Raw genomic sequence first — 11,319 nt, 5'->3', positions numbered from 1 at the left:
GACCCGGTCTGAACCCCTTGGTTCATGACCCGGTCTGAACCTCTTGTCTCATGACCACGACCGCGCGCGTCCGGACGGGTTCCTCCGCCGTCCGGACGCCCAATTCAACCCTAAAGGGCTGCTTGAAGCCGATGAGCCTGTTTCGTGTGATTGGCCTGATCTTGGTGTTCCTGTTGGCGACGCTGTCGTCTTCCGGAGCCGCGGATGCCGACCTGCGCGCGATTATCGCCAAGTTCGCCACGGCCAAAGGTTTTTCGGAAACGGGAGCCGTCGTTCATGAACTCGCGGCCACCGGTGATGCCGCTGTAGAGCGGCCGCTTTCGGCGCTCGCGGACGGCAATCTCTATATCCGCAAGGCGGATTCCCTCGTCCTGGTCGGCAAGGAAGCCGGCGAAGTCGTCCAACTGTCCGATCCGCTGAGTGGCGAGCCATCGGGCCAAGCGGCCAAGGACGACATCACCAGGATCAAGGTCAACAACACGCTGCGCCGCGTCATCCGCGATGCGCTGGGAACGCTGACCCTTGGCGCCAAGGACCCGGCCGTGCGCCTGGCTGCCGCCGGCACCATGTTCAAGACGCCTGATGCCGCCAACATCGAGCCGCTTGAGACGGCAATCGCCAACGAGACCGTGGCCAGCGTCAAAGTGCTGCTGCAGCAGGCGCGCGCCGCTTCGGTCCTGGTGTCCGACCGGCCCGACGCGGAAAAACTGGCCGCCATCGCGCTGATCGGCGCGCGTGGCGACCGCGATGCGGTTTCGCTGCTGACCTCGGCGGAGGCGAACGCTTCGGACGAGGTCAAGCAAGCCGCCGCCACCGCGATCGCCGGCATCAATTCGACACTGGCCTTGTGGGATGCCGGCCAGAATATCTGGTACGGCATTTCGCTGGGCTCGGTGCTGCTGCTGGCCGCGATCGGGCTCGCCATCACCTTCGGCGTGATGGGCGTCATCAACATGGCGCATGGCGAGATGGTGATGCTCGGCGCCTACACCACCTTTGTCGTCCAGCAGGTGATCCGCGCATCGTTCCCCGGCCTGTTCGACTGGTCGCTGATCATCGCGCTGCCGCTCGCCTTCCTGGTCGCTGCCTTTGTCGGTCTTCTCATCGAGCGCGGAATCATCCGCTTCCTCTATGGACGTCCGCTCGAGACGCTTCTGGCGACTTGGGGTGTCTCGCTGATCCTGCAGCAGGCCGTTCGTTCGATCTTCGGACCGACCAACCAGGAGGTCGGCAACCCATCCTGGATGTCGGGTTCGTTCGATGTCGGCCAGCTTGCCATCACCTGGAACCGGCTCTGGATCCTGGTCTTCGCGCTCGCCGTCTTCGCGCTGCTGCTCTACGTGATGAAGCGCACACCCTGGGGCCTGCGCATGCGCGCCGTAACCGCCAACCGCCGCATGGCCGCCTCGATGGGCATCAGGACGCCCTGGGTCGACGCGCTGACCTTTGCGCTTGGCTCCGGCATTGCAGGCATTGCCGGCGTCGCGCTCAGCCAGATCGACAATGTGTCGCCCAATCTCGGCCGCGGCTACATCATCGACAGTTTCATGGTCGTCGTCTTCGGCGGGGTCGGCAATCTCTGGGGTACGCTGGTCGGCGCCTTTTCCCTTGGCATCGTCAACAAGTTTCTCGAGCCCTATGCCGGCGCCGTGCTCGGCAAGATCGTCGTGCTCGTCCTGATCATCCTGTTCATCCAGAAACGCCCGCGCGGCCTGTTCGCGCTTAAGGGCAGGGCGGTGGAAGCATGATCACAGGACGCTTCTTCGCCGCCGGCTCCGACCGCCACATCGCCATCACCATTTTCATCCTGCTGGTGGCGGCCGTCATCGTACCGCTGCTCAATCTGGCGGTATCGCCGGCAAGCGCCTTCTACATCCCGCCCTACATCGTGGCGCTGACCGGCAAATATCTCTGCTATGCCCTGCTGGCGCTGTCGCTCGATCTGGTGTGGGGCTATTGCGGCATCCTCTCGCTTGGCCACGGCGCCTTTTTCGCGCTCGGCGGATATGCGATGGGCATGTACCTGATGCGCCAGATCGGCTCGCGCGGCGTCTACGGCAATCCAGTCCTGCCCGATTTCATGGTGTTCCTGAACTACAAGGAATTGCCCTGGTTCTGGCATGGCTTCGACCATTTCTGGTTCGCAGGTCTCATGGTGCTGGCGGTACCCGGCTTGCTCGCTTTCATCTTCGGCTGGTTCGCCTTCCGTAGCCGCGTCACCGGTGTCTATCTCTCCATCATCACCCAGGCGATGACTTATGCGCTGCTGCTCGCCTTCTTCCGCAATGACATGGGTTTCGGCGGCAACAACGGCCTGACCGATTTCAAGGACATTCTCGGCTTCAACGTTCAAGCCGACGCGACGCGTTCGGCGCTGTTTGCCGCAAGCGCCGTCATGCTTGCCCTTGCCGTCTTCGTGACCTGGGCGATCGTCGGCTCCAAATACGGCAAGCTGCTGATGGCCGTGCGCGACGCCGAAAGCCGCACGCGCTTTTTGGGCTGGCGGGCCGAAAATGTGAAACTCTTCGCCTTCACCGTGTCGGCTGTCATGGCTGGCATCGCCGGCGCCCTCTACGTGCCGCAGGTCGGCATCATCAATCCGGGCGAGTTCGAGCCGTCCAATTCGATCGAGGTGGTGATCTGGGCGGCCGTTGGCGGGCGCGGCACCATCGTCGGCCCGATCATCGGCGCGCTGCTGGTCAATGCCGGCAAATCCTGGTTCACCGGCGTGCTGCCGGAACTCTGGCTGTTCGCGCTCGGCGGCCTGTTCGTCGCCGTCACATTGCTCCTGCCCAAGGGCATCGTCGGCACATGGGACGGCTGGCGCGGCAACGCCAGGGCGCCACGTGTCGCTCCCGTCGCCAAGGAGGCGGGCACTGGGAGGGGTGTGGTCTCCGCGACCTCGAAGCCCGCTCGCTCGCCGGCAAGAAATCCGGGCGAATGGTCTTGGTCCGATCCCGAACCGCAGGCGGCGGAGTAGGCGGCCATGAGCAAGTCCAACACCATTCTCTATCTCTCCGGCGTCTCGGTCTCCTTCGACGGTTTCCGCGCCATCAACAATCTGTCGCTGGTGCTCGACAAGGGCGAGATGCGCGCCATCATCGGTCCGAACGGCGCCGGCAAGACGACGATGATGGATATCGTCACCGGCAAGACACGGCCCGACGAGGGCGAGGTCTTCTTTGACGGCCAGGTGGACCTGACCAGGCATGACGAGGCCGAGATCGCCATGATGGGCATCGGCCGCAAGTTCCAGAAGCCGACGGTGTTCGAGAGCCACAGCGTCGAGAATAATCTGATGCTGGCGTTGAAGGGACCGCGCTCGATCTTTCCGGCGCTGTTTCATCGCCGCTCCGCCGCCGAGGCGCGGCGGATCGACGATATCCTCGGCGTCATCCGGCTTGGCGACAGGCGCGGTGACTTGGCGGCCAGTCTGAGCCACGGCCAGAAGCAGTGGCTGGAGATCGGAATGCTGCTCGCGCAGGACCCGAAGCTGCTTCTGGTCGACGAGCCGGTCGCCGGCATGACCGACGCGGAAACCGAGGAGACCGCCAGGCTGCTACGGGATATCGCGCGCGATCATTCGGTCATCGTCGTCGAACACGACATGCATTTCGTGCGCGAACTCGGCGTCAAAGTGACCTGCCTGCACGAGGGTTCGGTGCTGTCGGAAGGCACGCTCGACTTCGTTTCTGCCGACGAGCGCGTCGTCGAAGTTTATCTGGGGAGATGAATATGCTCTGGAGGGTTCAATTCCATCGCTTCGATCTGTCCTTCCTCCGCTTCTGGAGAAGGCGCTGACATGCTCGAAGTTTCCGACGCCACGCTTCATTACGGCGCCGCCCAGGCGCTGCGCGGTGTGTCGCTCAAGGCGGACGCCGGCAAGATCACCTGCGTGCTCGGCCGCAACGGCGTCGGCAAGACCAGTTTGATGAGATCGATCGTCGGCCATCACAGGCTGACGAGCGGAAGCGTTGCCTTCGAGGGGAAGGCGCTCGACCGGAGCGCGGCGTATGACCGCGCCCGGTCGGGCATCGCATTCGTGCCGCAGGGCAGAGAGATTTTTCCGCTGCTCAGCGTTCGGGAAAATCTCGAAACGGGCTTCGCGCCGCTGAAACGCGCGGACCGCAACATTCCCGCGCATGTCTTCGAACTGTTTCCGGTGCTGAAGCAGATGCTCGGCCGGCGCGGCGGTGACCTCTCGGGCGGCCAGCAGCAGCAGCTTGCCATCGGACGGGCGCTGGTAATGCGGCCAAAGCTGCTGGTGCTCGACGAGCCGACCGAAGGCATCCAGCCGTCAATCATCAAGGACATCGGCCGCGCCATCCGCTACCTGCGCGACCAGGCCGGCATCACCGTGCTTCTGGTCGAACAATATCTCGATTTCTGCCGCGAGCTTGCGGACGAGGTCAACATCATGGACCGGGGGCAGATCGTGCATACCGGGCCGGCGCATGATTTAGACAGGGCTGATATTCGCAAGTTCCTGACGGTCTAGAATCGGTTCTGAACTTCGGATGACGATCCCTGTCCTTGGCAAGTCCAATATTTCTCCCAATCGGTCTGCCGCGTACCTAGTCAACTAAGTGCTGCATGCTAGTCTTTTTTCATGGCTTTGTGAGTCGGCCGCTTCCGTATCAGTCTGGTTTGTCGCGGATCGAGTGGCGGGCGAGTGTCGGGCAAGGCCCACGCAAGCAAGCACTCCTAGCCTCCCTTCTGTGACCGCTGTCGTTCAACGCGTTTGGGCACACAGGCTAAGGGACAGCCATGGAACGCTACGTCGAGGACTACCAGAAGAGGCGGCTCACCGAGCGCGTCGACATCATCACCGCCATCAACATCCTGAGGTCCCAGGGCTGCGAGTACGATGATTTGATCGAGGAGATCACCAAGGTCTTCTATGTTGACCTTGATGCCTTCAACGAAATCGTGATGGCGGCGTAGGCGCCGCCTCACCTATCGGCCTTCGGTTAGCTTGCGCGCCGGAACGCCGAGGCGGTGACGCGGTTGCGGCCGCCGCGCTTGGCGACATAGAGCGCCTTGTCTGCGGCGCTGAGCACCTTGTCGAAGCTGAGCCCTTCCTTGGTGCCAAAGGCAAATCCGGCGCTGACCGTGCAGGTCAGGGAGCCCATCTCGGTTTCTATCTGGCGCGCCGAGAACGCGATCCGGATACGTTCAGCGGCTTCCTCAACCGTTTCCGGCAGGGTCCGTTTCAGCACCAGCGCGAACTCCTCTCCACCCATGCGGGCGGCAACGTCGGTCTGGCGCAGATTGCCGGCGAGTTCCCTGGCGAACACCTTCAGCACTTCGTCACCCGCCCCGTGGCCGAATTCGTCATTGATCGCCTTGAAGTTGTCGAGGTCGAACACGACCACCGCGGTGAAGGCGCCCACCGGGACATGGCCGTGCATGTCGAACAGCGCGCGCCGGTTCAAGAGGCCGGTCAAGGGATCGGTCAGGGCGTTGCGCCGGTGATGCCTGGCCAGGCGCCCCTGGTTGAGGGCAAGCGACAGCGCGCCGATGCCGGTCATGCTGGCGATGACGACGATGAGGCTCAATTCCTCGGCCCAGTTGCTCGGCGCATGCCCGAGAACGATCTTTCCGTCCCAGGCGAGAACCATGGCGCAAAGCGCAAAAGAGGTCGCCGTGGCCGAATACAGCGCGGTGATGCCGATCGTCAGGGCAGGGGCTTCGTCGCGGCCTCGCCAGTATTCGAGCGCCGTGCCGAACAGAAGCAGAGCCGCGAACGAATTCTCGAACATGAAGCCGAGGCCATCATAACCCATGGCCATGGGAGGCAGGGTAACCACAAGCGACAGGCATCCCAACAATGTCCGTCTCACCGGTGAGCCGCCGGTCCGGAACTGATAGGCTGCGCCCAGCATGGCGGAAAAGCCGATGAGCAGGAAGGCAAGGGTGGCAATGCCGAGCAAGCGCCCGGGCATGTCGATATAGGCGTCGTAGACGAAGATATCGCCGACCACGAACACCAGGCTGACTGCCCAGGTCAGCAGAAAACGCTCCGAACGGGCGGTCAGCCACATGCCGAACAATGTCAGGCTGAGGCAGGCGGCGGAGAAACCGACGGCCAGCAGAAGTGAAGTGTAGTCGAGCGACATGCCCCTCTTTCCCTGCCGGCGGCGGTTCCAGCTCTGCGGCTTGGCGTCGACGCATTCATGCAGCAAGGAAGTGTCGATAAGGTTACGATCGTGGCGAAGATGCCACGAATAAGCGCTCGCCTACGCGCAAAAAGCATATACGGCGCGGACATTTACCGCCGCTGGACGTCGAGCTATCGGCGTCGGGCCATACGCATCACCCGGCGACGCGCTTCATCAGCGCCATGGCTCCGAACGGCGCGCGCACCTTGCCCTCGGTGATGAAATACATGAACACGTCGCGCGGCTTGACCGGCGCGTCCATGGCGGGGTCGGCGCGGCGCAGATCGGCCGGTTGCTTGCCTTCCGCCCAGGTCTTGGCCCGCGCCGCCCATTCGTCCAGGCCTTTCGGCGTGTAGCAATCCGGATTGTCGTCGCTGCCGGTCTGCAGCCGCGCATAGACGAAATCGCCAGTGACGTCGGCGATATCGGGATACTTGGCATGGTCGGCATAGACGATCGCCGCCTTGTATTTGCGCGCGAGCGCGGCGAATTCCGGCACGATGAAGCTGTCGTTGCGCACTTCGAGCGCATGACGCAGCTCCACCCCATCCTGCTTCTCCGGCAAGAGCTTGAGAAAGGCTTCGAAATCGTCGAGATCGAATTTCTTGGTCGGCGCGAACTGCCACAGGATCGGCCCGAGCTTGTCGCCTAGCGCGGCGACACCGGAGCCAAGAAAACGCATCATCGATTCACCGGCTTCGCCCAGTACGCGCCGGTTGGTGACGAAGCGGTTGCCCTTCAGCGAGTAGACAAAACCGTCCGGCGCCTCGTTAGCCCATTTGACGAAAGTCGGTTCCTTGAAGCTGGAATAGTAGGTGCCGTTGACCTCGATGCTTGGCACTTGCCGGCTGGCGTATTGCAGCTGCTTGGCCTTGGACAGCTTGTCCGGATAGAACGACGTATCCCAGGGCTCGAAAGTCCAGCCGCCCATGCCGGAGCGGATTGTTCCTTGGCTCATCGTCTTCCTCCCAGTTTCAAAATGCGATCAGGCGGCTTTACCGACCAGCTTTACCATGTCGACCAGTGTCCATCCTGGCCTGTACGGGTTGGCGCGGCGACCCGTTTCCAGATAGCCATAAGTCGAATAGAGCGCGATGTTCCGTTCCATGCGCGAATTGGTGTAGAGCCGCACTTCGGGAAGACCCCATGACCGTGCCTGCTCGTCAGCGAAGTGGAGCAGCCTGATGCCGAGTTTTCTGCCCTGAAATGCGGGCGAGACGGCGACGCTGAAAATCATCGCGTGGTCGGGGTGACGCTCCAGAACGATCAGCCCGGCAAGGTCCGAGCCCTCTTCCAGCAGCCAGATCTCGCCGTCCGCGATGCGAGGCGAATAATCCTCAGTCACCGGGATTGGCGGCGCGCCGAACAAGTCGGTGTAAGGCGCATAGGCTTCGCTGGTTAGCGCAACTATGGCTGCAAGATCGTCGGGTCGGGCGGGTCTCGGGTTCATGGCAGGATTCCTGTTGGCTGGGCGCGGTGCTGGAGCCAATTCGAAAACCGCCACCGTCTCCTGATGACGATGGTGTTAGGCACAGTCATGATCGGCCGGAAGGGCCAATTGCGGATCACCAGATCGCCAGCTGTACCGTATCTGCCGAGCCATTCCTGGAAGGCCGCAGCGGCGGCGCTCTCATCCAGCGCGATCACCATCAGCCAGATGTTGCTGGAGCCAACCTTCCGCCCGTCCCAGCGCAGGACGACCTCACGCCAATTCTTGCGCAGGTAACTGAAAACGAAATCCGGATCGTCGGCGTAAAATCGAAAGATCTCGTTGGCCATGATCAGCGGGTCCCTACGATGTGGGCGGTGCCACGCCTGCGGCCGCGGAGATGACCTTCTGCATACCGGCGGCAATCGCCGCGACGGCATCGCGGCTGGCAGAGCTCAGGCCATGGCGTTCGGCCAGCCAGTTGGCATCGTTGTAGGACAGCCAGACCTTGCTTTGCGCATCCTCCCAGGCCAATGCCTTGATCGGCAGATCGATGCCGGCGGTCTGCTGATCCTGCATCAACGGCGTGCCACCTTTTGGATGGCCGAAGATCAGCAACTCGGTTGGCCGCAGCTCCGAGCCTATTTCGCGGGCGCCGGCCGCATGGTCGATGCGCGCAAAGACGCGCATTCCCGCATGCGTGACGGTCTCGACCAAACGGTCGATGGTTTCAGCCACGCCGAACCGGCTTTCGACGGATACGAGGCCGTTGTCTGCCATCACTCCGCCGCTTCACGCTTGCCGCCGGGCCGGCGCTCCAGAAGTTCCTTGAGGAACTGGCCGGTATAGCTGCGCTTTTCCCGTACGATCGCTTCCGGAGTGCCCGATGCCACGAGTTCGCCGCCGCCATCGCCGCCTTCGGGGCCGAGATCGAGCACCCAGTCGGCGGTTTTGATCACTTCGAGATTGTGCTCGATGACCACCACCGTGTTGCCCTGATCGACAAGTTCGTGCAGCACTTCCAAGAGCTTGGCGACGTCGTGGAAATGCAGGCCGGTGGTCGGCTCGTCCAGGATGTAGAGCGTCTTGCCGGTCGCCTTGCGCGACAGTTCCTTGGCGAGCTTGATGCGTTGCGCCTCGCCGCCGGACAGCGTCGTTGCCTGTTGGCCGATATGGATGTAGCCGAGGCCGACCTGCTTCAGCGTGTCGAGCTTGTCGCGCACGCCGGGCACGGCCGAGAAGAAGTCGACGCCTTCCTCGACCGTCATGTCGAGCACGTCGGCGATCGACTTGCCCTTGAACAGCACGTCGAGCGTCTCTCTGTTGTAGCGCTTGCCGTGGCAGACATCGCAGGTGACGTAGACGTCGGGCAGGAAGTGCATCTCGATTTTGATGACGCCGTCGCCCTGGCAGGCTTCGCAGCGGCCGCCCTTGACGTTGAAGGAGAAACGGCCCGGCTGGTAGCCGCGCGCCTTGGCTTCCGGCAGACCGGCGAACCAGTCGCGGATCGGCGTGAAGGCGCCGGTATAGGTCGCGGGGTTCGAACGCGGCGTGCGTCCGATCGGCGACTGGTCGATGTCTATGACCTTGTCGAGGAATTCCAGCCCCTCGATGCGGTCATGCTCCGCCGGATGTTCGCGCGAACCCATGATGCGGCGCGACGCCGCCTTGAACAGCGTCTCAATCAGGAAGGTCGACTTGCCGCCGCCCGACACGCCGGTGACAGCGGTGAAGGTGCCGAGCGGGATTTCTGCGGTGACATTTTTCAGATTGTTGCCGCGCGCGCCGACGACCTTCAGACGCCGGCCTTTCTTGGCCTCGCGGCGCACGGCCGGCGTCGCCACTTCGAGTTCACCCGACAGATATTTGCCGGTGATCGAATTGGGATTGGCCATTACTTGCCGGGGCGTGCCCTGGGCGATGATTTCGCCGCCATGGATGCCGGCGGCCGGTCCCATGTCGACGACATAGTCGGCATGCAGGATCGCATCCTCATCATGCTCGACGACGATCACCGTGTTGCCGATGTCGCGCAGGTGCTTCAGCGTGTCGAGCAGCCGTGTGTTGTCGCGCTGGTGCAGGCCGATCGACGGCTCGTCCAGCACGTAGAGCACGCCGGTGAGGCCCGAGCCGATCTGCGACGCCAGCCGGATGCGCTGGCTCTCGCCGCCCGACAGCGTGCCGGAATTGCGCGACAGCGTGAGGTAGTCGAGGCCGACATCGTTGAGGAAGCGCAGCCGCTCGCGGATCTCCTTCAGCACGCGGACCGCGATCTCGTTCTGCTTGTCGTTGAGCTGCGCGGGCAGGTCGGTGAACCAGCGGTCGGCATTGCGGATCGACTGTTCGGTGACCTCGCCGATGTGTTTTCCCGCAATCTTCACCGCCAGCGCCTCGGGCTTCAGCCGGTAGCCCTTGCAGACGGGGCAGGGTGTCGCCGACATGAAGCGCTCGATCTCCTCGCGCATCCAGGCGGATTCGGTTTCCTTCCAGCGCCGCTCGAGATTGGGAATGACGCCCTCGAAGGTCTTGGTCGTCTTGTAGGAGCGCAGCCCGTCATCATACTGGAAGGTGATCTCGCGCTCGCCGGTGCCGCGCAGGATCGCCTCCTGGGCCTCCTTGGACAGATCCTTGAACTTGTCGCCGAGCTTGAAATCGTATGCCTTGCCCAGAGCTTCCAGCGTCTGCACATAGTAGGGCGAGGTCGATTTCGCCCAAGGGCTGACGGCGCCGTCGCGCAGCGAAACATTCTCGTCGGGGACAACGAGGTTGGCGTCGATGGCGCGCTGGCTACCCAGGCCGTCGCAGGTCGGGCAGGCGCCGAACGGATTGTTGAACGAGAACAGGCGTGGCTCGACCTCCGGGATGGTGAAGCCGGATACCGGGCAAGCGAATTTTTCCGAGAACAGGATGCGCTCATGCGTCTCGTTCTTCGATTTGTTGACTGAATCCTCGCCGGTCTGGCTGGCATCGAGCGGCTTGTCGGCGAATTCCGCGACGGCCAGCCCGTCCGCGAGCTTCAGCGCGGTTTCGATCGAATCGGCCAACCGCGTGGCAAGATCGCCGCGCACCACGATGCGGTCGACGACAACGTCGATGTCGTGCTTGTACTTCTTGTCCAGCGCGGGCACGTCCGCGATCTCATAAAAGACCCCATCGACCTTGACGCGCTGAAAGCCTTTTTTCTGCAGTTCGAGCAGTTCCTTGCGGTACTCGCCCTTGCGGCCGCGCACGATCGGCGCCAGCAGGAACAGGCGCGTGCCTTCCTCGAGCGCCAGCACACGGTCGACCATCTGGCTGACCGTCTGGCTCTCGATCGGCAGGCCGGTGGCCGGCGAATAGGGCACGCCGACACGCGCGAACAGCAGGCGCATATAGTCGTAGATCTCGGTGACGGTGCCGACCGTTGAACGCGGGTTCTTCGACGTCGTCTTCTGTTCGATCGAGATGGCCGGCGAAAGCCCGTCGATCTGGTCGACATCGGGCTTCTGCATCATCTCCAGGAACTGCCTTGCATAGGCCGAGAGGCTCTCGACATAGCGGCGCTGGCCTTCGGCGTAGATCGTGTCGAAGGCCAGCGACGATTTGCCGGAACCCGACAGGCCGGTCATGACGATCAGGCTGTCACGCGGCAGGTCGAGATCGACGTTCTTCAGATTGTGTTCGCGCGCCCCGCGAATGGAAAGGAATTTATGGTCGGCCATCGCCGCTCGCCGCCTCAGGTCTGGAATT

At 62.9% G+C, this 11,319-nt stretch carries 11 protein-coding genes; 5 read left to right on the top strand and 6 right to left on the bottom strand.

From position 1 onward, the window contains the following. The first annotated feature begins 131 nt into the window (after positions 1 to 131). The 5 genes from urtB (at position 132) to J0I79_RS33845 (ending at position 4,944) form a co-directional block, all read left to right on the top strand. Positions 132 to 1,748 carry an urea ABC transporter permease subunit UrtB gene (gene urtB / locus J0I79_RS33865; RefSeq protein ID WP_292870174.1) on the top strand — a complete coding sequence of 539 codons (1,617 nt, stop codon included), beginning with the start codon at positions 132 to 134 and terminating at the stop codon, positions 1,746 to 1,748. Beyond that, the gene (gene urtC / locus J0I79_RS33860; protein WP_292870171.1) at positions 1,745 to 2,980 is read left to right on the top strand and encodes an urea ABC transporter permease subunit UrtC; all 1,236 of its coding nucleotides are present in this window, start codon (positions 1,745 to 1,747) and stop codon (positions 2,978 to 2,980) included. Before urtB ends, urtC begins: the two co-directional genes overlap by 4 nt. 6 nt (positions 2,981 to 2,986) lie before the next feature. Then, entirely contained in the window at positions 2,987 to 3,733 is a 747-nt protein-coding gene (urtD, locus tag J0I79_RS33855; RefSeq protein ID WP_292870168.1) for an urea ABC transporter ATP-binding protein UrtD, read from the top strand. A gap of 69 nt (positions 3,734 to 3,802) precedes the next feature. Continuing rightward, the gene (urtE, locus tag J0I79_RS33850) at positions 3,803 to 4,498 is read left to right on the top strand and encodes an urea ABC transporter ATP-binding subunit UrtE (RefSeq protein ID WP_292870165.1); all 696 of its coding nucleotides are present in this window, start codon (positions 3,803 to 3,805) and stop codon (positions 4,496 to 4,498) included. 269 nt (positions 4,499 to 4,767) lie between these two features. Continuing rightward, positions 4,768 to 4,944, top strand: a complete 177-nt coding sequence (locus J0I79_RS33845) for a hypothetical protein (RefSeq protein ID WP_292870162.1) — start codon at positions 4,768 to 4,770, stop codon at positions 4,942 to 4,944. A gap of 26 nt (positions 4,945 to 4,970) precedes the next feature. On the opposite strand, the gene J0I79_RS33840 is transcribed toward J0I79_RS33845, so the two are convergent. From J0I79_RS33840 to uvrA, 6 genes are all read right to left on the bottom strand, one after another. Continuing rightward, a complete protein-coding gene (locus J0I79_RS33840; RefSeq protein ID WP_292870177.1) occupies positions 4,971 to 6,119 on the bottom strand; it encodes a GGDEF domain-containing protein in 1,149 nt (382 codons plus the stop codon). 196 nt (positions 6,120 to 6,315) lie between these two features. Continuing rightward, positions 6,316 to 7,119: a DUF72 domain-containing protein gene (locus J0I79_RS33835; protein WP_292870159.1), complete on the bottom strand. Its 804-nt coding sequence runs from the start codon at positions 7,117 to 7,119 to the stop codon at positions 6,316 to 6,318. A 27-nt stretch (positions 7,120 to 7,146) separates the two neighbouring features. Continuing rightward, positions 7,147 to 7,611, bottom strand: a complete 465-nt coding sequence (locus J0I79_RS33830; RefSeq protein WP_292870156.1) for a GNAT family N-acetyltransferase — start codon at positions 7,609 to 7,611, stop codon at positions 7,147 to 7,149. Beyond that, positions 7,608 to 7,940, bottom strand: a complete 333-nt coding sequence (locus J0I79_RS33825; protein WP_292870153.1) for a hypothetical protein — start codon at positions 7,938 to 7,940, stop codon at positions 7,608 to 7,610. Before J0I79_RS33825 ends, J0I79_RS33830 begins: the two co-directional genes overlap by 4 nt. 13 nt (positions 7,941 to 7,953) lie before the next feature. Next, positions 7,954 to 8,370, bottom strand: a complete 417-nt coding sequence (locus J0I79_RS33820; protein WP_292870150.1) for a DUF302 domain-containing protein — start codon at positions 8,368 to 8,370, stop codon at positions 7,954 to 7,956. Beyond that, positions 8,370 to 11,291 carry an excinuclease ABC subunit UvrA gene (gene uvrA / locus J0I79_RS33815; RefSeq protein WP_292870147.1) on the bottom strand — a complete coding sequence of 974 codons (2,922 nt, stop codon included), beginning with the start codon at positions 11,289 to 11,291 and terminating at the stop codon, positions 8,370 to 8,372. Before uvrA ends, J0I79_RS33820 begins: the two co-directional genes overlap by 1 nt. Positions 11,292 to 11,319 lie beyond the last annotated feature (28 nt).

Source organism: Mesorhizobium sp. (assembly GCF_017306585.1).
Classification (GTDB): Bacteria; Pseudomonadota; Alphaproteobacteria; order Rhizobiales; family Rhizobiaceae; genus Mesorhizobium.
This window is presented reverse-complemented; position numbering and strand designations above follow the sequence as displayed.

Excerpts from the sequence above, each read along its gene's own strand:
- J0I79_RS33835 (WP_292870159.1), bottom strand. The coding sequence starts at position 7,119 with ATGAGCCAAGGAACAATCCGCTCCGGCATGGGCGGCTGGACTTTCGAG.
- uvrA (WP_292870147.1), bottom strand. The coding sequence starts at position 11,291 with ATGGCCGACCATAAATTCCTTTCCATTCGCGGGGCGCGCGAACACAAT.
- urtE (WP_292870165.1), top strand. The coding sequence starts at position 3,803 with ATGCTCGAAGTTTCCGACGCCACGCTTCATTACGGCGCCGCCCAGGCG.
- urtD (WP_292870168.1), top strand. The coding sequence starts at position 2,987 with ATGAGCAAGTCCAACACCATTCTCTATCTCTCCGGCGTCTCGGTCTCC.
- J0I79_RS33830 (WP_292870156.1), bottom strand. The coding sequence starts at position 7,611 with ATGAACCCGAGACCCGCCCGACCCGACGATCTTGCAGCCATAGTTGCG.
- J0I79_RS33825 (WP_292870153.1), bottom strand. The coding sequence starts at position 7,940 with ATGGCCAACGAGATCTTTCGATTTTACGCCGACGATCCGGATTTCGTT.
- J0I79_RS33820 (WP_292870150.1), bottom strand. The coding sequence starts at position 8,370 with ATGGCAGACAACGGCCTCGTATCCGTCGAAAGCCGGTTCGGCGTGGCT.
- urtB (WP_292870174.1), top strand. The coding sequence starts at position 132 with ATGAGCCTGTTTCGTGTGATTGGCCTGATCTTGGTGTTCCTGTTGGCG.
- J0I79_RS33845 (WP_292870162.1), top strand. The coding sequence starts at position 4,768 with ATGGAACGCTACGTCGAGGACTACCAGAAGAGGCGGCTCACCGAGCGC.
- urtC (WP_292870171.1), top strand. The coding sequence starts at position 1,745 with ATGATCACAGGACGCTTCTTCGCCGCCGGCTCCGACCGCCACATCGCC.
- J0I79_RS33840 (WP_292870177.1), bottom strand. The coding sequence starts at position 6,119 with ATGTCGCTCGACTACACTTCACTTCTGCTGGCCGTCGGTTTCTCCGCC.